Annotated in this window: 23 protein-coding genes; 9 read left to right on the forward strand and 14 right to left on the reverse strand. The window is 68.3% G+C overall.

Going from position 1 to position 19,470, the window contains the following annotated elements:
• Positions 1-266 precede the first annotated feature (266 nt).
• The gene (locus HTZ77_RS40280; protein WP_175595053.1) at positions 267-806 is read right to left on the reverse strand and encodes an SMI1/KNR4 family protein; all 540 of its coding nucleotides are present in this window, start codon (positions 804-806) and stop codon (positions 267-269) included.
• Positions 807-890: 84 nt separating this feature from the next.
• Complete coding sequence (locus HTZ77_RS40285) at positions 891-1,085, reverse strand: hypothetical protein (RefSeq protein WP_175595054.1); 195 nt, start codon at positions 1,083-1,085, stop codon at positions 891-893.
• A gap of 242 nt (positions 1,086-1,327) precedes the next feature.
• On the opposite strand from HTZ77_RS40285, the gene HTZ77_RS40290 reads away from it, so the two are divergent.
• Both HTZ77_RS40290 and HTZ77_RS40295 read left to right on the forward strand, forming a co-directional pair.
• Positions 1,328-1,918, forward strand: coding sequence for a hypothetical protein (locus tag HTZ77_RS40290; protein ID WP_175595055.1), 591 nt, complete (start codon positions 1,328-1,330; stop codon positions 1,916-1,918).
• An 86-nt stretch (positions 1,919-2,004) separates the two neighbouring features.
• Positions 2,005-2,667: a histidine phosphatase family protein gene (locus HTZ77_RS40295; protein ID WP_205304571.1), complete on the forward strand. Its 663-nt coding sequence runs from the start codon at positions 2,005-2,007 to the stop codon at positions 2,665-2,667.
• Positions 2,668-2,685: 18 nt separating this feature from the next.
• Here the strand turns inward: HTZ77_RS40295 and HTZ77_RS40300 are convergent, their stop codons facing one another.
• Together HTZ77_RS40300 and HTZ77_RS40305 are read right to left on the reverse strand one after the other, a co-directional pair.
• Positions 2,686-3,273 (reverse strand): hypothetical protein, encoded by a 588-nt coding sequence (locus tag HTZ77_RS40300; RefSeq protein WP_175595056.1) that lies wholly within the window; start codon positions 3,271-3,273, stop codon positions 2,686-2,688.
• 117 nt (positions 3,274-3,390) lie between these two features.
• Positions 3,391-3,942, reverse strand: coding sequence for a winged helix-turn-helix transcriptional regulator (locus HTZ77_RS40305; RefSeq protein ID WP_205304572.1), 552 nt, complete (start codon positions 3,940-3,942; stop codon positions 3,391-3,393).
• Positions 3,943-4,015: 73 nt separating this feature from the next.
• Between HTZ77_RS40305 and HTZ77_RS40310 the strand changes: the two genes are divergently transcribed.
• Together HTZ77_RS40310 and HTZ77_RS40315 are read left to right on the forward strand one after the other, a co-directional pair.
• Positions 4,016-5,365, forward strand: a complete 1,350-nt coding sequence (locus HTZ77_RS40310; protein WP_175595057.1) for a M20/M25/M40 family metallo-hydrolase — start codon at positions 4,016-4,018, stop codon at positions 5,363-5,365.
• Positions 5,362-6,648 carry an MFS transporter gene (locus tag HTZ77_RS40315; protein ID WP_175595058.1) on the forward strand — a complete coding sequence of 429 codons (1,287 nt, stop codon included), beginning with the start codon at positions 5,362-5,364 and terminating at the stop codon, positions 6,646-6,648. The genes HTZ77_RS40310 and HTZ77_RS40315 overlap by 4 nt, the downstream gene beginning before the upstream one ends.
• On the opposite strand, the gene HTZ77_RS40320 is transcribed toward HTZ77_RS40315, so the two are convergent.
• Both HTZ77_RS40320 and HTZ77_RS40325 read right to left on the reverse strand, forming a co-directional pair.
• Positions 6,617-7,096, reverse strand: coding sequence for a MerR family transcriptional regulator (locus HTZ77_RS40320; RefSeq protein WP_175595059.1), 480 nt, complete (start codon positions 7,094-7,096; stop codon positions 6,617-6,619). The genes HTZ77_RS40315 and HTZ77_RS40320 overlap by 32 nt on opposite strands.
• Positions 7,097-7,105: 9 nt before the next feature.
• Positions 7,106-7,882, reverse strand: coding sequence for an SDR family NAD(P)-dependent oxidoreductase (locus tag HTZ77_RS40325; protein WP_205304573.1), 777 nt, complete (start codon positions 7,880-7,882; stop codon positions 7,106-7,108).
• Positions 7,883-8,007: 125 nt separating this feature from the next.
• Between HTZ77_RS40325 and HTZ77_RS40330 the strand changes: the two genes are divergently transcribed.
• Entirely contained in the window at positions 8,008-8,703 is a 696-nt protein-coding gene (locus HTZ77_RS40330; protein ID WP_175595060.1) for a class I SAM-dependent methyltransferase, read from the forward strand.
• On the opposite strand, the gene HTZ77_RS40335 is transcribed toward HTZ77_RS40330, so the two are convergent.
• Positions 8,658-9,935 (reverse strand): MFS transporter, encoded by a 1,278-nt coding sequence (locus tag HTZ77_RS40335; protein ID WP_175595061.1) that lies wholly within the window; start codon positions 9,933-9,935, stop codon positions 8,658-8,660. The genes HTZ77_RS40330 and HTZ77_RS40335 overlap by 46 nt on opposite strands.
• 123 nt (positions 9,936-10,058) lie before the next feature.
• On the opposite strand from HTZ77_RS40335, the gene HTZ77_RS40340 reads away from it, so the two are divergent.
• Positions 10,059-11,048 (forward strand): LysR family transcriptional regulator, encoded by a 990-nt coding sequence (locus tag HTZ77_RS40340; RefSeq protein ID WP_175595062.1) that lies wholly within the window; start codon positions 10,059-10,061, stop codon positions 11,046-11,048.
• Between the two features lie 440 nt (positions 11,049-11,488).
• On the opposite strand, the gene HTZ77_RS40345 is transcribed toward HTZ77_RS40340, so the two are convergent.
• Positions 11,489-12,037 carry a GNAT family N-acetyltransferase gene (locus tag HTZ77_RS40345; protein ID WP_175595063.1) on the reverse strand — a complete coding sequence of 183 codons (549 nt, stop codon included), beginning with the start codon at positions 12,035-12,037 and terminating at the stop codon, positions 11,489-11,491.
• Between the two features lie 64 nt (positions 12,038-12,101).
• On the opposite strand from HTZ77_RS40345, the gene HTZ77_RS40350 reads away from it, so the two are divergent.
• Complete coding sequence (locus HTZ77_RS40350) at positions 12,102-12,728, forward strand: DNA topoisomerase subunit B (RefSeq protein WP_175595064.1); 627 nt, start codon at positions 12,102-12,104, stop codon at positions 12,726-12,728.
• A gap of 44 nt (positions 12,729-12,772) precedes the next feature.
• Positions 12,773-13,324, forward strand: a complete 552-nt coding sequence (locus HTZ77_RS40355) for a 2'-5' RNA ligase family protein (protein ID WP_175595065.1) — start codon at positions 12,773-12,775, stop codon at positions 13,322-13,324.
• A 33-nt stretch (positions 13,325-13,357) separates the two neighbouring features.
• Here HTZ77_RS40355 and HTZ77_RS40360 read toward each other — a convergent pair whose 3' ends face one another.
• The 5 genes from HTZ77_RS40360 to HTZ77_RS40380 all read right to left on the reverse strand — a co-directional run bounded on the left by HTZ77_RS40360 (position 13,358) and on the right by HTZ77_RS40380 (position 17,105).
• A complete protein-coding gene (locus tag HTZ77_RS40360) occupies positions 13,358-13,864 on the reverse strand; it encodes a pyridoxamine 5'-phosphate oxidase family protein (RefSeq protein ID WP_175595066.1) in 507 nt (168 codons plus the stop codon).
• 95 nt (positions 13,865-13,959) lie between these two features.
• Positions 13,960-14,799: an ammonia-dependent NAD(+) synthetase gene (nadE, locus tag HTZ77_RS40365; RefSeq protein ID WP_175595067.1), complete on the reverse strand. Its 840-nt coding sequence runs from the start codon at positions 14,797-14,799 to the stop codon at positions 13,960-13,962.
• 185 nt (positions 14,800-14,984) lie between these two features.
• Positions 14,985-15,530: a dihydrofolate reductase family protein gene (locus tag HTZ77_RS40370; RefSeq protein WP_175595068.1), complete on the reverse strand. Its 546-nt coding sequence runs from the start codon at positions 15,528-15,530 to the stop codon at positions 14,985-14,987.
• 55 nt (positions 15,531-15,585) lie between these two features.
• Positions 15,586-16,290, reverse strand: a complete 705-nt coding sequence (locus tag HTZ77_RS40375) for a helix-turn-helix domain-containing protein (RefSeq protein WP_175595069.1) — start codon at positions 16,288-16,290, stop codon at positions 15,586-15,588.
• Between the two features lie 14 nt (positions 16,291-16,304).
• Positions 16,305-17,105 (reverse strand): alpha/beta fold hydrolase, encoded by an 801-nt coding sequence (locus tag HTZ77_RS40380; protein ID WP_175595070.1) that lies wholly within the window; start codon positions 17,103-17,105, stop codon positions 16,305-16,307.
• Positions 17,106-17,386: 281 nt separating this feature from the next.
• Between HTZ77_RS40380 and HTZ77_RS40385 the strand changes: the two genes are divergently transcribed.
• A complete protein-coding gene (locus HTZ77_RS40385; RefSeq protein ID WP_175595071.1) occupies positions 17,387-18,769 on the forward strand; it encodes an alpha/beta fold hydrolase in 1,383 nt (460 codons plus the stop codon).
• Positions 18,770-18,837: 68 nt separating this feature from the next.
• On the opposite strand, the gene HTZ77_RS48890 is transcribed toward HTZ77_RS40385, so the two are convergent.
• On the reverse strand, positions 18,838-19,092 hold the full coding sequence (locus HTZ77_RS48890) for an MOSC domain-containing protein (RefSeq protein WP_175595072.1): 255 nt from the start codon (positions 19,090-19,092) through the stop codon (positions 18,838-18,840).
• Positions 19,093-19,470 lie beyond the last annotated feature (378 nt).

Raw genomic sequence — 19,470 nt, forward strand, 5'->3', positions numbered from 1 at the left:
TAAGTGGGGCTCGATCAAGGACCATTCCTCGTCGGTGAGGTCTCCACGCGCCATGCCCGATGGCCTACCAGGACCGTCGGCCATACCGCAGGCAATCCCTCTGATCTCAACTCCGTACAGGCCCTAGGAGGGCCGTAGATGGCTGAGGTGGAAGCCTGCTCATTCTGCCCACCATCGACCCGGGACAAGCCGAGCAGACCCCAAGCCCACCCTACGGCTCATCGGCCAGGTATCGCAGCGGGGCCGGCATCGCGCAGGCATTGCCGCTAGTCCCGTGGCTCACAGATCAGGAGATGCTCCTCAGATTCGGGAGCGAACGCCCAGCTGCCGAACCGGTCTCCGGAAGCCCAGCCCACCAGCCACTCGGTCATGGTCTCCTGGACCGGCGCATCCTCGTCATGATGACGAGCGACGATCATGATTGGCCATTCCTCAGGCTTACCTACGGTCATCCAGCCCATGGCGTCACCGTCGATGGTGCTGCCCCACTGGAAGAAGCCGCCTGGCTCCGGCCACATCGCGAGCCGGAAGTCTTCAGGCGAGTCCTCCCGGAGATCTCGGTAGTAGTCCATCCACTCCGGGATACGAGCGAACTGCTCGTCAGTGAGTGTCCGAAAGTCGGAAACCCAGAGCCATCGGGCGAACTCGCAGTCTCCGTATCGTTCGATGAAGGCGATGTAATCGGGCGGAAGGCGGAGATCGAGAGCTCGGAAGACCTCATCCCAACCGCGGGTGCCGAAGATCGGTGAGGCGGGCGGGGGAACGAGGGAGCTGAGGCGATCGAGCGCTGTCGGGTCGTAGGCCATGGGACCGACGGTAACCACGTGCACTGTCAAAACTGTGCCTCCGTCAGTGGCGCTCCAGTGCCGGGATGATCATCGCGCCAGATGTCAGAGCCGTAGGCACCTGAGGCCCGCCGTCAACCCGGGACAAGCCGGGCCGATGGTGATCGAGCCGTCCTTCAGTTCGGTCGTGGTGCCGACGAGGCGGGGCGGTGCCGCCTCCAGGTCCACGTGCCGCCGCCGGAACGCGGCCGACTCGCCCCATCGCAGGCTCGCGAAAGCGGCGACCTCCACCTGTTGCACGCCTCCCCGAAAGGGTCCGGGCGGCCTGCTCGTGCGAGCGCCGACCACATCGCCGACGACCGGCGACACCTCCTGACCGAAGGCATGCAGGCGTACCAAGAACGGCGGTACCGTCACGGCTGCACGATATTGCGCACTGGCGATCTCGAGGCGTGGATCATGGTGTGGAGAAGTCGTGCAAGTGATGTGGAGGTGTGTCGGTAGAGCTGGTCGCGTCTCGCCTACGGCCACAAAATGCCTCCATGCGTCCCGCGGCGAAGAGCACCCACTGGGCCAAGTGGACAGTCATCATGGCATTACTCGGATGGCTTGTGCTGACCATCGTTTCCTACCTGTCGTTGCCGATGTTCCAGGCGATCTGGTGGTTCAGCAAGCTCGTGACCGCGGCGGCCTGGATATGGGCCGCTCTATGGTCCTTCACTGCGATGATGGCCTACCTTTCGCTCAAGGTTCATGTCCGGTCCTTCGCCGTAATGGTGATCATGGTTTTTCTGGGCGCGGTCATCTTCAGGATTGACTGGCAGACCCTCTACATCGACAGTCAGTTCTGGCTGCACCGGGATGAGTTCGCCGCTCTTGTGGCGGAGAACGCGAGCGGCCGGCCACTCACGGTGCCATGGTGGATGGAGTACCTGTCGATAGACGGCCAGGTGCGACAGCAAGGAGAAGTTCTCTACCTCCCTGTGTTCGAAGACTCCTGGCGTTCGGAGAGCGGCAGCGGAATCGCCCATCTACCGGCCCCGCCGACCTCCAGGACAATCGTCCAGACCGCCGCGGGTGACCTCGGCACCCCCGTACGAGAGCTGGGCAACGGCTGGTGGTGGGTGGAATAGAGCAGACGCGGCGGCAGCCTTGCGGATCTTGTTGCGAAGCTCAACGGATCAGTTCGGCCGGGCCGCGCGGGTCGCCTATCCCTGACATGATCCAGCACATGCGAACTCGGCTGTTCTTCGTGCGCCACGGGGATTCCTTCCACAAGGAAGAAGGCGTGATAGGCGGCCCGAAAGGGTGCCGCGGCCTTACCGATGCCGGACGCCGACAAGCCGCACGACTCGGCCGGCAGATCACCGCTGAGATCGGCAGCGACAAGACGACGATCTACTCCTCACCCCTGCCACGAGCCGTACAGACAGCCGCCGCAATATCTACGGCCAGCGGCCTGCCCTCATCACAAGACTGCGGGCTCTGCACATGGCACACGCCGCCAGAGGCGGACGGACTGACCCACGCGGAATTCCGCCGCCTCGACATCGAAGGCGGCGGCATCTACCGCCCTTTCCAGAAAGGCAACGAGAGCTGGGCCGAGATGGTGACGCGTACCAGTCGCACCATCACCGACCTCGCCCATCGTCACCGTGGCGAAACCGTCGTCATCGTCTGCCACGCGGAGACGGTCGAAATCTCGTTCAACGCCCTGGGACTGCTCCCGGTCTACCGATCCTTCGACCTTGAGGTGTTTCCCGCCTCGACAACAGAATGGGTCACCGACCAGGACCCGACACAGTGGCCGCCGCCCAGATGGACACTCGTTCGGTTCAACGAAACCCCGGCCACCGGCGGGGGCGCTTCGGCTGCGGGATGATCGCCGGCCTGCTACGGCTCATGAAAGGCTTCCCCGGACGGGGACGATCCGGTCCGGCTCGCCGAGGCCGGAGGTGTCGATCCAACCCCGGCCGACCACATACCCCGCTTCCACAAGACGGTTGCGTTGACCGGGCGGCGCCAGCTCACGGTTGTACATCCGCGACAGCTTCTCTCCCGTCTGCGAGAAGAGGTAAAGCGACGCATAGACCTGGCCGGCGTGCAGCCATTCATACCGCACGACAGGACAGCCGATGATGGCCTCGAACCAGTCCGCCGCCTTCCCCGCCAGCTCCTCAGGGTCACCTGATGCCTCCATCGCGAGACTGGTGGGAGTCTCAGGCAACGTGAAGTCCTGATGGTCAAGCCTGTCGCCACGAAGACGATCACCTTTGAGATGAACGCCCACGGTCATAAGTCCCAGATTTTCCTGAGGCGCATCAATCACGAGACAGGCGACGAACGGCAGGTCCAGTTCGGGCAACACCAAGCGACTATCGACTGGATCCGCCGCCCACGTCACCGCGCGTTCCCGCAGCACGGTGACAAAAGCATCCTGGACCTCGTCCAGTTCCTCGTCACATTCAAACCAGTCGTACTCTTCCACAGCACTCACCGTAGATCAGCATGTTCTGAACGCACGATCGTCCGCCTGGCGGTGGCTGGTGTGTGGGCTTGCCCTTCAGCGAGCCGACTCAAGAGAACGGAGCGTCACGCGCTCGCCCTACGGCGTGTCCCGCTGCTCGATCGCGTTCCACAGGACGGATATCGGCGGGGCGTCCGGTGTGGATCGGTTCTCGAATTCGTCGAGGAGGGCGTCGATCCGTCGGTCGAGTTCGGCGCGGGTCTCGGCGTCGAGGTGCAGGATCGCGCGCCGGGTGTGCCGGCTGGGGGTCGGGCCGCTCTCGACGAGTTCGGCACGGTGGGCGTCGACGATGGCCAGGTCGATCTGCGCGGTCAGTTGGTCCGCGTCCGTGCCGAGGTCGAGACGCCAGGTCGCGCCGGTGGCGCGATAGGGGCGTTCCCATGCTCCGTGTTCGCCCTGGCGGGGTGGATCGACGGTGAGGAAGCCGGCGTCGGTGAGGGCTCGTACGCGGCGCAGCAGGGTGGCCGGCGAGACGCCGAGCCGCTGTGCGAGCTGCTGGTTGGTCTGTGACCTCTCCAGGCAGAGGCGCAGAATACGCCAGCTCAGCGGGTGTGTCAGGGCGCGCAGATCCTGCGGGGTCGCCCGCCGGCGCGGTTCCGGTTCAGCCATCGACAGCGTTGGGTCAGCCATTGACAGCAGTATAACCGATGTTCATTATTAGGATCGATTTCACTTTGTGGAAGTGATCGCAAAGGACGGTGGCATGTCGATCGAGGACATCAAGGACTATGTGGCGCGTAACCGGGCGCGCCACGAACAGGAGTTGGCCGACTGGGTCGGGGTGCCGAGCGTCAGTGCCACCGGGGAGGGCATGCCGGAGGCGACCGCACACGCCAAGGGATTGCTGGCCGCGAGCGGGCTCGCGCCGCGCGTCGTCGAGACGGGCGGCTGGCCGTTGGTGACCGGTCACGCGGCGGGTCCCGAGGGCGGTCCGCACGTGGTGATCTACGGGCACTACGACGTACAGCCTCCTGGCCCGCTCGATCAGTGGGACAGCCCGCCGTTCGAGGCCGCGATCCGTGACGGCCGGATGTACGGGCGCGGCACAGGCGACAACAAGGGCCAGCATCTCGCGCAGTTGCTCGCCGTACGCGCGCTGCTCGCGAGCGATGAGGGGCTCCCCTGCTCGGTGACCGTGCTGCTCGACGGCGAGGAGGAGATCGGCAGCCCGCACCTCGCGGCCACGCTCGCGGGGATGCGCACGGACCTCGACGCGGACGTCGCCCTGTGGAGCGACGGGCCGGTTCACGACAGCTACGAGCCGACGGTGTTGCTCGGCGTGCGCGGGGTGGTGAGCTTCGAGATCACGGTACGGGGCGCGGACAGCCCGTTGCACTCGGGGAACTGGGGCAACGTCGCGGCCAACCCGGCGTGGGAGCTGGTGTGGCTGCTCTCGACGATGCGGGCACCCGATGGGCGCATCCTCATCGAGGGCCACGACGCCGGCACCACGGCGTTGACCACGGCCGAGCGTGCGGCACTCGACGCGCTGCCCATGGCCCCCCAGGAGCTGCTCGCCGGGGTCGGGCTCGACCGCATGGACGCGTACGGCGATGCCGAGGTCAACGAGCGGTTGGCGTTGCCCACCTTCGCCATCAACTCGCTCACGTGCCTGGACGATCAGGAGCACCTGCCGGTCATCCCGTCGGTCGCGATCGCCCGCTGCGACATGCGGCTCGCCTGCGGACAGCGGGCCGCCACGGTCGTCGACGCGGTGCGCGAGCACGTGGCGGCCCGGCTCCCGCACGCCGAGGTCGTCTTCGGTGCCGCGATGGAGCCCTCGCGCACCTTGCCGGACGCGCCCTACGCGCAGGCGGTGCTCGACGGGGTGAGCGCCACGGCGGACAAGCCGGCGCTGCTCGCGCCCGCGATGGGAGGCAGCCTGCCGATCGCGGGCATCACCGACGGGCTCGGACTACCCTGCTATGGCATTCCGCTGGCCAACGTCGACGAGCGCAACCACGCTCCCAACGAGAACTTCGAACTCTCCCGATTCCATGAAGGCATCGTGACCGCGGCCGCGGTCCTGCGCAGCATCGGTGGTACAAAATGACTGGCAAGTGGCGGCCCGTGGCCGCGGCATCGGTCGGGAACGCGCTGGAATGGCTCAGCTTCACCGCGTACACCCTGGCCGGCAGCACCATCGCGGAACAGTTCTTCCCCAGCAAGGACGAGAAGAGCTCACTGCTCCTGGCATTCGGCACCGTCGCGCTGGCCTATGTCATCCGCCCGGTCGGCGCGCTCGTGCTCGGCGCCTACGCCGACCGCGCGGGCCGGATGCCCGCGCTGATGGCCTCCATCCGCATCATGGTGCTCGCCACACTGATCATCACGTTCCTGCCCGGCTACGACACGATCGGTGTCGCCGCGCCGATCGCCATGGTGCTCGCGATGCTGCTGCAAGGCTTCTCCGCGGGCGGAGAGTTCGGCAGCGCCACGGGCTACCTCGTCGAGCAGAACGCCAACCGGCGCGGCTTCATGGCCAGTTGGCAGGGCGCCAGCCAGGCGTTCGCCACAGTTCTGGCCACCCTGCTGCTCGCGATCACCAGCAGCACCCTGACTGACGCGCAGTTCGCGGCGTGGGGCTGGCGCGTTCCCTTCGCGGTCGGTCTGCTGCTCGGCCCCGTCGGCTACTACATCCGCAAGAACCTCAGCGAGACACCGGAGTTCAGCCAGACGCGCGACACCCACCGGCTCAGGCAGCCGGTGGCGGAGACCCTGCGCTCGCACAAGACCAGGATGGCGCTCTGCATCGGGATCCTGGCCGTGTCCACCGCCTACTCCTATCTGATCACCTACATGCCGACGTACGCCATCCGGCAGTACGATCTGCCCGCCTCGGCCGGCTTCACCACGGTGATCATCACCGGCTCCATCATGGTCCTGATCGCTCCGCTCGCCGGCCACGTCTCCGACGTCATCGGCCGGACCAGGATGCTCGTCATCGCGGCGGTGGGCGTCGCCGTCTCCGGCATCCCGCTGTTCCTGCTCCTCCAGGCCGCGCCGAGTTTCACCACGATGGCCGTCGTCATGACGCTGATGGGGCTGATCAAGCCCTGGTACACCGGGCCCCTCGCCGCCCGCATGGCCGAGCTCTTCCCGACCTCGGCCCGGGGAACCGGCCTGTCGATCAGCTACAACGTGGGCGCCGTGATCTTCGGCGGTCTCACGCCGGTCGCCGTCACCTGGCTGCTCGCAGCCCTCGGCACGCCCCTCGCGCCGGCGTTCTGGCTCGTCGCGCTCGCCGCGCTCTCGCTCGTCTGCGTGCTGGTCAGTAACCGCTACGTCCAGAGGACGAGCCCGATCAATCCGACGAGTCAGCACGAGATGGCGTGAAGGTGGCGGCGCTGCCGGCTCCGGCCCGCGCCGCGCTCCCATCTCGCGCGGCGCGGGTGTAGGCAGGGTGGCGGGCGACGGTGCCGGGTGGCTGCGGCGTCGCGTCGCCGGTCAGGGCCCGTACGAGCCGGTCTCGTACGGCGCTCAGCTCGGCGATCCGCTCCTCCAGGACCGCGACCTTCCTGGTCACCGCTTCCACACTGGGCGGACAGACCGGCCCCAGTGAGACTTCGCCGTCGTCCAGGCAGGGCAGGAAGTCGCGTACGTCCTGAGCGGTGAAGCCGTTCGACAGCAGGAGCTGGATGTTACGGACCTTGGTCACCGCTCCGCCGTCGTACTGCCGATACCCGTTGGAGGCGCGTACCGGCTGCAGCAGGCCCTGCTGCTCGTAGTACCGCAAGGCGCGGACGGTGACGCCGCTCGCTCGCGCCAGCTCCCCGATCAGCACTGTCCGAGTTTATGCCTTCTGCCCCGCCGCCACGGAGAGGCCGCCGTCGACGCGAACCACCGTGCCGGTGAGGTACGCGGCCTCGGGGCGCGCCACGTTCACGATCCACCAGGCGATCTCGGCGGGCTGGGCGACACGTCCGAGCGGGATGCGTTCGACGAGTCCCTCGCCCGCGGCGGCGATCTGCTCCGGGGTGAACCCGGCGTGGGCCAGCACGGGTGTGGCGGTGATGCCGGGGGCCACGGACACGACCCGCACCCCCTTGGGGGCGAGCTCCACTGCCCAGGTGGCCGTCAGGAAGTCGAGGGCGACCTTGGTCGAGCCGTAGACCGAGTTGTCCGGCCAGCCGCCCCAGGGCGGATTGGAGGAAACGTTCACGATCGTCCCCCTCGCCGCGGCCAGGTGCGGCAGAGCGGCCTGGGCGAGGAAGAGGGGAGCGAGGAGATTGATGGCGATCTGTTCTTCGGCGCTGCGGCGATCGATCGTCCCGAGAGCGGCGGGCCGGGTGATCGCCGCGTTGTTGACCAGGACATCGATGCGGCCCAGCCGCCGCATCGCCGCCTCGACGATCCGTTCGGGTCCGTCGGCCGCCGCGCCGTCGGCGGGGAAGGCGCTGATCGAGGGGTGCGCGGCAGCGGTCTCCTCCAGGCGGGCGGGGGTGCGACCGGCGATGAGCACCCGCGCGCCCTCGGCGGCGAACTGGTGAGCCGCGGCACGGCCGATCCCCGTGCCGGCTCCGGTGATGACCACGCCCTTGCCTGCGAAGCTGCCCGAGATGCCGTTCATGAGTGTCCTCTCTCCGTAGGACTCCGTAGGTGAGTGGACGTGAGGCTAAAGGCTGACCTGGGCGTCAAGGTCAAAGGCGAGAAACTCGATGGCGATCCGCTGACGGTCGCCGACATGATGTCCCGATGCACAAGGCAACCGCCTACCACGACGCGCTCGGCGACCATTTCGCCCAGCACGCCGATACGAGCCCCTACAACGCCTACACCGACAGACCCGCGATGCTGGAACTCGCGGGCGATGTCTCCGGGACCAGGATTCTGGACGTCGGCTGCGGGGCAGGCCATTACGCCGCCGAACTCTCGGCCCGGGGCGCCCGAGTGGTCGGGATCGAGGGCAGCGCCACGCTGCTGCGTCACGCACAGGCGCGCGTGAACGGCCACGCGGAACTGCTCCTCCACGATCTGGAAACGCCACTCGACTTCGCCGACGACGCGTCGTTCGACGGTGTGGTCTGTGCGCTCGTGTACGAGCACGTCAGGGATCGGATGCGGCTGCTGGGCGAGTTGCGCCGCGTCCTGCGACCGGGTGGATGGCTCCTGATGTCGACCACTCACCCCACAGCCGACTGGCGCCACTTCGGAGGCTCGTACTTCAGCCACGACTGGCGAGACCTGCCTCTGGGAGACAGCGGGCTCTCGATCCATTATCAGCGCATGCCGTTGGAGACCTTCCTGGGCGAGCTGTTGACCGCGGGATTCGTCCTGGAGCGACTGGTCGAACCCCGCCCCGTCGCCGGCCTGCGGGAGATCGACGAAGCCGCCTACGACAAGCTTCACCGAGCGCCGTCCTTCCTCGCCGTGAGGCTGCGGCGTCCCTGATCACCGTCCGTCCTCACCACCGCCGGATCAGGCATGCGTGGTCCCTTGGGCAGCAGGAGCGGGGTGGCGAGCAAGAGGACGCCGGAGATGGTGATCGCCGTGAGCGGGCTGGTGAGTGTCGCGAGGACGCCCCAGATCGCCATGAGGGCGGCCTGGGCGAGTCTGCTGCTGATGCTCCATGCGGTGAGGACTCGCGCGGTGTGATCGGCGGGAGTGCGTTCCAGGCGCTCCGTCGCGTGGATGGGGTTGAAGACGCCCATGCAGGTGATCAGCAGGCCCTCGACGACGATGACCGTGAGCAGTCCGGGGACGCCCGGTTGGGTGAGGGCGAGGCCGAGCGGGAAGAGGGATCGCAGCCAGCCGGAAACCATCATGACGCGGTGCCGGCCGTGGCGGGCGGCCAGGCGCGCGGAGAGCCGGGCGCCGACGAAGCCGCCGACGGCCGGCACACCGAAGGCGAGGCCGTACTGCAAGGCCGAGAAGTGGTACTGGCCCAGCAGGAGGACGGCCAGGAGCGGGACGGTGGCCATGATCAGACCGCCGACGGTCACGGAGTTGAAGAACAGACCGCGCAGTACGCGGTCTTGGAGGATGAACCGCCAGCCGTCGAGCAGATCGGCCGCGCGCATCCGGGTGGCCGGGTCGCGAGGCGCCGCGACGTCGCCGCCACGGATGCGGAGCACTCCGAGCGCGGACAGCAGGTAGCTGAGGGCGTCCGCCGCGACCGTGACGATCGGGCCGAGCAGCCCGATGAGCGCCCCGCCGAGCGGCGGTCCCGCCGCGGTCGCCACCCACGCCGTGCCCTCGAACCTGCCGTTCGCGACGAGGAGCTGATCGCCGCGAACGAGGTGCTTCAGGTAGGCGCCGGAGGCGGCCGTGAAGGCGATGCCCGCGGTTCCGGTGATGATCGACACGACGAGCAGCTGGCCGTACGACAGCAAGCCGAGGAGGTACGTGATCGGGACGCTCGCCATGGCGACGAAGCGGACCAGGTCCATCGCGATCATCACCGGGCGTTTGGCCCGATGCTCGACCCACGGCCCGAGCGGGACGGCGACGACAGCCGCGACCGCGAGCCCGGCGGCTTCCAGGAACGAGACGGCGAATGCCGGCGCATGCAGAACCTGAACCGCGATGAGCGCGAACGCCCCGAAGGCGATCCACGTGCCGTATGTGCTGACGGCGTAGGCCGACCACAGCCAGCCGAAGCCGGACCCCAATCTCGCGCGCACGTGACTCCTTGGCGACAACCGAATGTTTGGCGGCTCGCATCACACCAGCCACCTGGCCCGCGGATCAAACAACCGATTCTCGGCAAGCCACAACGATCGGTTGGGTACGAATATGCTGGGGCGGTGGACACGGAAGCGGTGCGATCGTTCGTCCGGGCGGCCGAGGTCGGACAGTTCCAACACGCGGCCGACGAGCTGGGCGTGACCCAGCAGGCGATCTCGAAGCGGATCGCCGCTCTGGAGCGCGAACTGGAGGTCCGCCTGTTCACCCGTACCGCCCGAGGGGTCGAGCTGACGCTCGACGGCCAGGCGTTCCTCCCGCACGCACGGAGCATCGTCGCGGGCGTCGATCGCGCCATCACCGCGATCAGGCCGGACTCACGGGCTCTGCGGATCGACGTCCTCGGGTTCCGGAGCGGACAGGCGATCCTCCTCCACGACTATTGGCGGTCGCATCCCGACATCGACCTCGACGTGGTCACCGTGAAGGCCGCCGACCCTCAGGTGGCGGTCGCAGCCATCCGAGCGGGCGACATCGACGCCTCGTTCCGCACCGTCATCGACCCGGCCGGGCTGCCCCGTGACCTCGAGATGATCCATGTCCTCGACTTCCCGCTGGAGCTCCTGGTGGGCCCGAGACATCCGCTCGCCTCCGCGCGCACGCTGACACCGGCCCAGCTGCGCCGGCATCGGATCTGGGTGCCGGGCATCGCACCACGCAGCGAATGGGCCGATTTCTACGACCAGCTCGCCGGCGCCTTCGACCTTCGCATCGACGGGGCAGGCCCGCACTTCGGCGTCGAAGCGCTGCTCGACACCCTCGCGGAGTCCGCGGACGTGGCCACCCTCGTCAGCTCGCGCGACCGCCTCGTCTGGCCGGCGAGCTACGACCTGCGCCGTATCCCGGTCGTGGACCCGGTGATCGTGTACCCGCAGTCGCTCATCTTCCCCAGATCGAATCCGCACCCCGGACTCCGGGCGATCATCGACTACTTCCGGAGCCTGGCGACTGCGCCCGAGACGGCCTGGCTTCCCTCTTGGGCGACGCCGCGCCGCGACGATGGCGACCAGCGGTTCCAGCCGGGAAGCACCGGGTCGTCGCGGCTGTCGTAGTCGCTCGCGCCATGACATGATCCATTGCCGGCGGGCCGGATATGAAGGGGTCTGTTACATGAGTGCAAAGGCGTTGGCGTTCGCCGCTTTCCTGCTGATCGGCTCAGGCATTCTCACCGGCCTCCTCCCCGTCACCTCGGGCGGAAAGGCATGCGGATCGGCTTTCGTCGCGGTCATGCCCGACGAGGAACAGATCGGGACGGCCGGGTGTGACGACGTCCGGAACCTCGTGAGGATCCCGGCGATAGTCCTCATGGCGGCCGGTGGTGCCACTGTCTGCGCTGCGGGTGCGACACGTTGGCGCGTCAGTCTGACAAGAGGCTAGGGCATCCTTTCGCCATGAAAGGCGCATGCAAATCTTGGTCGACTGTTCCGCCTTGGCCGTCTGGATGGCAGTGACGAGGGCGTCAGGGTCGCATGGGACGGTGCGGCGCGGGAGCTCAGGCCAGGTCCGTGGGCAGTTTGGAATAGACGTACATGTCGCGGCGCTGGCCGCCGATCTCCTGCCAACTGCGCAGCAGTCCTTCGCGAACGAAGCCCGCCCGCTCCGCCGCCTTCCACGACGGCGCGTTCCACGGCTCGACATGCAGTTCCAGCCGCGGAATCCTCAGGTGCTCCAGCCCCCATGACGAGATCGTCCGCAACGCCGCGCAGGCGATGCCCCTGCCACGGGCCGAGCCGGCCACCCAGTAGCCCACCGAAGCGCGCCCGTGCGCCCCCGGCCACAGTCCGATCTGGCCCAGAGCACGATCGTCGCCGGCGTCCGCGATCGCGAACGAATACCCCACCCTTTCGACGGCCCTGCTCCACTGCCGGCGGACGAAGGCCGCGCCCTCCGTGTCCGAATAGCTCGACGGCACGCTGCTGATCAAGGGAATGTACGGATCCCCGGCGGCCTCTTCGACCGCCGCGATGTCCGCGAGCCGCCACGGACGAAGCACGAGCCCTTCACGAGCCGGAAGCCGCGGTACTACGAGCGCATGGTCCATGGCCACCCATCCTGCCAGGGAGGACGACCACATCCCCAGTCGTAGGTGGGCGTAGTCTGCCTCGGTGACCACACCAAGGGCCTCCTGGCGCAACACGACGCACGACTGGGCGAGCAGCGTGGACGTCGAGCACCTCTCGCGGATCCGCCGGAACCCGGCCGTGTACGCGCCGGGCGGCGTCCGGCACCTGCTCCTTGAGGTCCTCGCCTACGCGGCTGACGAAGCGGAGAGCAACGACGGGGGGCACTGCGTCGTCACCCTCCACCCCGACGGCTCGGTGTCCGTGGCGGATGACGGACGCGGCACCGACACCCGCGTCGACGATCACGGTCAGGTCGTGAAGAAGCCCGTGATGGCGTCGAAAGACCTGCGCTTCTTCGACACTCCCGACGCTCAGCCGCTGCCCGACGGCCATCCGCGCCGGGGCATGTCCGTCGTCGCGGCGTTGAGCGTCTGGCTCGTCCACACCAACCGGCGCCGAGGCGGGGCCTGGACCCAGCGCTACGAGCGCGGCATTCCCGTGACCGGTCTGACGCCGATCAGCGATGACGGCACGACCGGGACAGTCGTCCATTTCCTGCCCGACGAGCGTCTGGGCGCGTCGAGTGACGATCCGGCCGTCGAGCTGACCGAGATCGCCGGCCGGTGGGGGATGTTGTCGGTCGAGGTGGACGACCGCCGCGCCCGTTGACAAAAGGATGGCGACGCACCTGGGACGCCTGAGATCATCCGATCATGTCGGACGGCGCGTCAGGACGGTACCGAGCAGGAGAGACGGCCCTGCTGGCCGTCGTCAAGGAAGCCGAGCCACTGGTGGGACCCTGGCGGCAGCGTTTCGACTCCTTCGCCGCCTCCGGAGTCCCCGCGCACGTGACCGTGCTCGTGCCGTTCCTGGACGTCGATCGCATCGACGCCGCGGTGACGGACGAGCTCGGAGCACTGTTCGGCCGGCATGCCCCGTTCGCCGTCCGGTTCGACAGCTGCCGGCGATTCCCCGACGTGCTCTACCTCGCGCCCGCGCCCGACGCGCCGTTTCGCGCGCTGACCGAGGCCGTCGTGGCGCGATGGCCCGAGGCTCCGCCCTACGGCGGACAGTTCGCGGAGGTCGTCCCGCATCTGACCGTCGCCCACGGCCGGGAGGCGCACGTGCTCGACGAGGTGGAGGCGGCGCTGACAGCGGGGCTGCCGGTGACCGCCGACGTCACGTCCGTCAGCCTCTTCGCCACCGACGGCGACCGGTGGCATCAGCGCGCCGAATTCCCGCTGCTCGGCCCGACGCCGTTCTGACTCCGGCACTCCTGAACGGCCGGGCCGAGTGGCCTACGCGCGCTTGAGGCGGTGGAGCCCCTGGCCGGGGCGCCAAAGGTCGATGACCATGGCGGATCCCTCGATGTGCGTGAGCACGACCTCGCGGATGTCCGCCCGGAAGAAATGGGAGTCGCGGAAATCATCCGGGCCGAAGCCGCGCCCGGCCAGCATCGGCGCGATCCGGTCGCGGTCGGTGACCTCCACCGCGTACCCGGACAGCTTCGTGTCACCCGCCTTCGTGTCACCCGCAGGGGTGGCGGAGTCGTCGGCGCCGAGGAGCACCGGAGGGCCGTGCAGGGCGAAGCGGGGGTCACGCCGCAGGTCGCGGGCCTTCAAGGCGCCGGGCATCGATCCGAACCACAGGTCGTCGTCGACGATGTACGCCTCGATGCCGCTGACTCGCGGCGAACCGTCCTTGCGCAGGGTCGCGATGGTCTTGTGCTTGTGCGACTCGAACGACTCCCGGACGCGGTCGGCGAACTCCGGCGCCGATTCGGTGACTTCACGCCAGTCGGCCATACAGTCTCCTGCTTTACGGTCTCGGACAACCGGCTCAGCGTGTCATAGGGGACCGACGAAAAGCCGCGCCCGGCGCGCACTCCGGCCGGCGCCGGTCAGCGCCACCAGTCGTCGAGCGGGGTGACCGGGACGGTCCGCTTGTGCCGGGTCGCGAGGAAGACCGACTCCACCTTCGCCGCCAGCTCCGGTGTGACGTCCACACCCTCCAGATAGTCGTCGATCTGGGCGTACGTCAGCCCGAGAGCCACCTCGTCGGGCAGCGCGGGCCGGTCGTCCTCGAGGTCGGCGGTGGGCACCTTCTCCCAGACGCTCGGCGGTGCGCCCAGCTCCTGCAGCAGGGCGGCGCCTTGGCGCTTGGTCAGCCCGGTCAGCGGGGTGACGTCGGCGCCGCCGTCCCCGTACTTGGTGAAGAAGCCGGTCACGGCCTCGGCCGCATGGTCGGTGCCCACGACGAGCAGCCCGAGCTGCCCGGCGATCGAGTACTGGATCACCATGCGTTCACGGGCCTTGATGTTGCCGCGCACGAAGTCCCGCAGGTGGGGCTCGCCGCCCAGCAGCTCCCGCAGGCCGAGCGCCGTCTCGGCGCCGGCGGCATCGGCGCTCGGCTTGACGTTCACCGTGATCGACCGGTCGGGCCGGATGAACTCCAGCGCGATCTGCGCGTCGTGCTCGTCGGCCTGCACACCGTACGGCAGCCGCACCGCGACGAAGGTGGCCTCGTGTCCCTCCGCGCGCAGTTCCTCACTGGCGAGCTGGCACAACCTGCCGGTCAGCGTGCTGTCCTGACCGCCGCTGATCCCGAGCACATAGCCCTTGGACGGGGTCGATCGCAGGTAGTCCTTGAGGAAGTCGACACGTTGCCGGATCTCCTCCTTGGGGACGATGGTCGCCTTGACGCCAAGCTCGGCGAGGATCTGCTGCCGTAGGTTCGCCATCCACGTACTGTACTGACCGGAAAGCGGATGCTTCGGGCCGGGGCCCGCGTTGCGGCGTCAGCCGGTGGGCACGTCCACACCGCTCATCGGCGGGCGTTCCTCCGTTGCGCGTACCTGGATTTCATCCAGGACAGCCGCTCCACGCGCGCCAGCCTGTGGCGCCGCCTTCCGCAGCCGGCGGTCGGTCAGTCGGCGTCCGGGATGTAGGTCAGGTTGAGCACCCCCGTCTGGAACGTCTCGGACCTGACCAGCTTCAGCGGGTGGGTCGGAGTGTCCTCGAACAGCCGCCGGCCGCGCCCGACGGCGATCGGGTGGACGAGCAGGTTCAGCTCGTCGAGCAGCCCGTTGGCCAGCAGCCACCGCACGGTCGTCGCCGACCCGGACATCTGGATGTCGCCGTCGGTCTGCTTCTTGAGGTCACGCAGCCCGGCCGCGACGTCGCCGTTGATGACGGTGGTGTTGTTCCAGTCCGCCTTCTCCAGCGTGTTCGACACGACGTACTTGCGCATGTCGTTGAGTGACCGGGCGACGTCCTGGTCGTCCTCCGCCGTCGTCCAGTACGCGGCCCACTCGTCGTACAGCCTGCGTCCCATGAGCATCGCCGCCGCGCTCTGCATGCCCGCCTCGACCACGGCCCCCATCTCGTCGTTCCAGTACGGGAAGTGCCACTTGTCCGGTGACTCGACCACGCCGTCCACGGAAATGAAGAAGTTCGAAATGATCTTAGCCATCGCTCCGCTCCTCGCTCGTCGGGATGATGCTGAGAGGCTAGGCGGGACCGGACGGTCAGGTCTTGTACAGAAGCGACAGCGGCTCCGCCGCGTCGAGATCCTTCAACCGCGTGGCGGTACGGCCGATGTAGCGGGTCAACGACCTCGCCAGATGCGGCTGGTCGAAGTACCCGAGCCGATGGATCACGTCCTGGGTCGGCACGCCCTCCCGGATCAGGACAGCCGCCCGCCTGGCGCGGTCGATCTGCCGGATGGCGCCGCGGGTGAGCCCGGTCGCGGTCACGAAGCGCCGTTGGAGGGTGCGTTCGGACACGTCCGGCGGCGACGCGTCGTGAAGCGCGGCGGCGACGACCGGATCGCGTTCCACGATGCCCTCGCGCACCATTCGCCGTACGAACGCCTCGGCGTTCTCGTAGTCGGGGAGCCGCCAGGAGGAGCCCTTCAACCAGAACGACCTTGGCGTCACATCGGGGATCTCCGCGGAACCGTCGACGAGCCGGCTGATCGGAAGGTGCGGCATCGAGGTGCCGAGCGAGAAGAGGATGCCGAAGAACGTGGCGCCCTCGGGGACGAGGGCCTGGCTCGCCTTCGACTCGGGGCCCAGCACGGCCACGCTGACCTTGCCGCGGTGCTGCCAGAAGACGAGATCCCAGTGTGCCGCCGCGATCGACGTCATCCGGCTCACGTCGTGGCTGGTGCTGCGCCACACCCGTTCGACGTACGGCGAATCGGACGGTCGGCTCTCGACCTCCAGGCCCATCCGGGTCGTTCCCCTCAGCTCTGCCGGCTTTCGCCGACATTCTCATGATGCGCTCCGGCAGTCGAGCGATGCGCGCTCAGGTGGTTGAGAAGGAGCCGCAGGAGGGCCTCGGGTGCTTCCAGATGCGGATCGTGTCCCGTCGGCAGACACACTTCCCGTACCAGCCGCGACTCTCGGGTGACCTTCTCGAACTGCCGTCGCACCCAGGCGCAATAGGCGTTCCAGGCGGGAACGAGATGGTCGGGGAACACGGCCGCGAAAGCCGTGGCGTCACCGCTGACGACCAGGACCGGACAGCGCGCGGCACGATAGGCGGCGAACAGGTCCAGGGCGTCTATCTCGCGCATGACCTGTAGAAAGGACTCGGGAAGTCCTCGGCCCATCCGCTCCAGGAACGCGGTCATCTCCCGGCACGCCCGCGCCGCCGTGACGTCGTCCAGGCCGGAGAACTGGCCGGGCCGCGTCGGATTTCCGTGCCCGTCGAGGTTGACCGCGAGCGGGCACTCCGGATGTTCTCCGGCCCACAATGTGGCGACCATTCCGCCGAGGGAATGTCCGACGACCGCAGGGCGATGGAGGGCGAATGCCTCCGCGACCGCGGCGACGTCTTCCAGCGCTTTCCGCCATGACCACGGAGCTGCACCCGATTCGCCGTGGCCGCGAAGGTCCATCGACACCGGGCGGAACCCGTTGCCGGCGAGAAGCCCCGCCATGACGTCCCAGTCCCGGCGCGTCCGCCCGCCACCGTGCAGAAGGAGGACGTCCTGCCCCTGCCCTCCGTGGTCTTCCGCCACGATCGGCACGTCACCGATCACGAGCCTTCGGGCCGCTCGCACGTCCGCCCCCCTCACTCCACCGTCCGCTCTCCGTGACAGTGTGGACAGCGCGGCGGGATGCCCGCCACACCTTTCCCTCAAGTCCCTCAGGGTCCCTCAGGCGTTCGGAAGTCGCCGGGCTCGAAGGGCCGCATCGCCTCCGGCATGGGGGAAGCCCTGAGGAACGATCAGGATGACAACCCCAGGTCTGATATCCCACCCCGAGATATCAAACCGTGGTCCGACGCGCCACGCCGACCCCTTCCAGCATCGTGAACGGCATGTTGAAGTCACTCGCGATGGCCCTGGTCCTGGTGAGCTCCGGAGGCGGGACGCACGCCCAGCCCACCGCCGACACCCTCGAGTGGAGCGCCTGCCCCCATGACAAGATCGGCATGAAGTGCGCCGACCTCCAGGTCCCCGTCGACTGGAAGGACCCCGACGGTCGCAAGATCACCCTCAAGCTGGGCCGCCTGGCCGCCACCGGCACGTCGGAGGGCGTCGCCCTGGTCGCCTACGGCGGGCCGGGCGGCCCCGGCATCGCCCTCACCCAGTCGCTGTCGAGCTGGTGGACGGACCTGCGCAAACGCATGGACATCGTCACCTGGGACACCCGCGGCTACGGCGAGCAGTTCCGCGGCCTCAGCACCGGCCTCCCCTGCCTGTGGACCCGCACCCCGATCCCCGACTTCCCGCGCGACGACGCCGACCTCGGCCGGCTGTCCGACACCAACCGCGGTCAGGCGGAGGTCTGCCGCCAGGCCGATCCCGTGCTCTTCGCCACCATGAGCTCCGCCGACCACGCGCGCGACATGGAGGCCATCAGGAAGGCCCTCGGCGGCGCCCAGCTCAACTACTACGGCGCCTCCTACGCCGGCTTCTACGGCCAGGCCTACGCCCGCCTCTTCCCCGACCAGGTGCGCACCATGGTCCTCGACGGCACCTGGAACCACAGCCCGGCCGACTGGAACCACGAGCTGGACGAGATGGCCAAGAGCAACGAACGCTTCCTGACCCGCTTCTTCGACTGGTGCGCCACCAACGGCTGCAAGGACATCCCCGGCACCTGGCGGGCCCTGGTGGCCAGAGCCGATCGCACTCCCGTCCCCGCCACGAAGAACGTCGCCTACACGGGCCGCGACCTGCAAGCCCTCGCCATCGCGTCGGCCCGGCAGGGCAGGACCGCCTGGCCGGCGCTGGCCCAGGCCATCCGCAAGGCCCACGCCGGTGACGCCTCCGCCTTCGTCCCCGCCGGCGGCGCCCGCTATCCCGACCAGGCCACCGGCGTGACCGAGTGCGCCGACTGGCCCCGCCCCGCCGACCGGAAGGAGCTCACCGCGACCGTCACGCGCCTGCGGAAGGTCGCCCCCGATGCGGGCACGGCCGGCACCATAGCGACCGGCACCCTGCAGTGCATCGGCTGGCCGACGCCCGTCACCAACCCGCCCGCCCCGCTTCCCCGGACGCTTCCGCCCCTGCTCGGCGCCGGCGCCTGGGGCGAGTCGGACGCCGTCGCCAGAGCGATCGACCAAGTCCCGGGCAGCGTCACGATCGCCCATGACGGCCCCGGCCACACCCTCTACGGCGTCAACCCCTGCGCACGCGACCACATCAACCGCTACCTCACCGACAAGACTCTCCCGCCCAAGAACACGACATGCTGACCCCCGGCGCCCCCTACGGCCTCCCGCCTCCGACTCCACGGCCCATGGCGCAACCTTCCGACCGCAGATCATCGAGCGCTGACCGGATCCCCCACCCGGATCCGGCCCAGCTCCAAGGGCACCAGGCGGATACCGAACCATGTCTTGCCGTCCCACTTGCGGCGCCTGGCCAGGGTTCGTAGCGGTTCCTTGCCCTTGACCTGGGTCTCCGGATCGATCGTGGTCACCGCGCATGACCGCCTCCGCCAGCGAGCGGCCTTTACCTGTTTTAAGCAGGTAAATAACGATTTGATCAAGAAACATGGCCGCAGCTTATGTGACATAGCAGCCGCTGCATATAGGCGATTAACGCATTAGCGCATACCTGTATAGATGAGCTTCATTAGCGCCTATCTAACCGAATAACGCACCTACCCCGACATGCCCATGCCTCCCTGCGCGACCGCGAACACGGCCATACCCGAGGCTGCGTTCGCGAAGAGGGCCGCGCCTGAGGCTGCGCGACCGCGAGCACGCTTACACCCACTGCCGCGCGACCGGAGCACGCCGCCTCGCCCCCCTCTCCTCCTCACTCACATGCACATTCGCCGGCCGCACCCCCCGCCCCCTTGGCCCCCGCACCGCGTGCTTGCAAGCACCCGCCTCGCAAGCACGCCACGGCGGCCACGAACACCTAGCCCACCCAGCTGGGCCGTATCAAC

The sequence above is a fragment of the Nonomuraea montanisoli genome, assembly GCF_013363975.1.
GTDB classification, from domain to species: Bacteria; Actinomycetota; Actinomycetes; order Streptosporangiales; family Streptosporangiaceae; genus Nonomuraea; species Nonomuraea montanisoli.

What these genes read in the sequence shown, in the direction of transcription:
- HTZ77_RS40280 (WP_175595053.1), bottom strand. Translation starts at nt 806, where the DNA reads ATGGCCTACGACCCGACAGCGCTCGATCGCCTCAGCTCCCTCGTTCCC.
- HTZ77_RS40290 (WP_175595055.1), top strand. Translation starts at nt 1,328, where the DNA reads ATGCGTCCCGCGGCGAAGAGCACCCACTGGGCCAAGTGGACAGTCATC.
- HTZ77_RS40295 (WP_205304571.1), top strand. Translation starts at nt 2,005, where the DNA reads ATGATCCAGCACATGCGAACTCGGCTGTTCTTCGTGCGCCACGGGGAT.
- HTZ77_RS40305 (WP_205304572.1), bottom strand. Translation starts at nt 3,942, where the DNA reads ATGGCTGACCCAACGCTGTCGATGGCTGAACCGGAACCGCGCCGGCGG.
- HTZ77_RS40310 (WP_175595057.1), top strand. Translation starts at nt 4,016, where the DNA reads ATGTCGATCGAGGACATCAAGGACTATGTGGCGCGTAACCGGGCGCGC.
- HTZ77_RS40315 (WP_175595058.1), top strand. Translation starts at nt 5,362, where the DNA reads ATGACTGGCAAGTGGCGGCCCGTGGCCGCGGCATCGGTCGGGAACGCG.
- HTZ77_RS40325 (WP_205304573.1), bottom strand. Translation starts at nt 7,882, where the DNA reads ATGAACGGCATCTCGGGCAGCTTCGCAGGCAAGGGCGTGGTCATCACC.
- HTZ77_RS40330 (WP_175595060.1), top strand. Translation starts at nt 8,008, where the DNA reads ATGCACAAGGCAACCGCCTACCACGACGCGCTCGGCGACCATTTCGCC.
- HTZ77_RS40345 (WP_175595063.1), bottom strand. Translation starts at nt 12,037, where the DNA reads ATGGACCATGCGCTCGTAGTACCGCGGCTTCCGGCTCGTGAAGGGCTC.
- HTZ77_RS40355 (WP_175595065.1), top strand. Translation starts at nt 12,773, where the DNA reads ATGTCGGACGGCGCGTCAGGACGGTACCGAGCAGGAGAGACGGCCCTG.
- HTZ77_RS40360 (WP_175595066.1), bottom strand. Translation starts at nt 13,864, where the DNA reads ATGGCCGACTGGCGTGAAGTCACCGAATCGGCGCCGGAGTTCGCCGAC.
- nadE (WP_175595067.1), bottom strand. Translation starts at nt 14,799, where the DNA reads ATGGCGAACCTACGGCAGCAGATCCTCGCCGAGCTTGGCGTCAAGGCG.
- HTZ77_RS40370 (WP_175595068.1), bottom strand. Translation starts at nt 15,530, where the DNA reads ATGGCTAAGATCATTTCGAACTTCTTCATTTCCGTGGACGGCGTGGTC.
- HTZ77_RS40375 (WP_175595069.1), bottom strand. Translation starts at nt 16,290, where the DNA reads ATGGGCCTGGAGGTCGAGAGCCGACCGTCCGATTCGCCGTACGTCGAA.
- HTZ77_RS40385 (WP_175595071.1), top strand. Translation starts at nt 17,387, where the DNA reads ATGTTGAAGTCACTCGCGATGGCCCTGGTCCTGGTGAGCTCCGGAGGC.
- HTZ77_RS48890 (WP_175595072.1), bottom strand. Translation starts at nt 19,092, where the DNA reads ATGTCACATAAGCTGCGGCCATGTTTCTTGATCAAATCGTTATTTACC.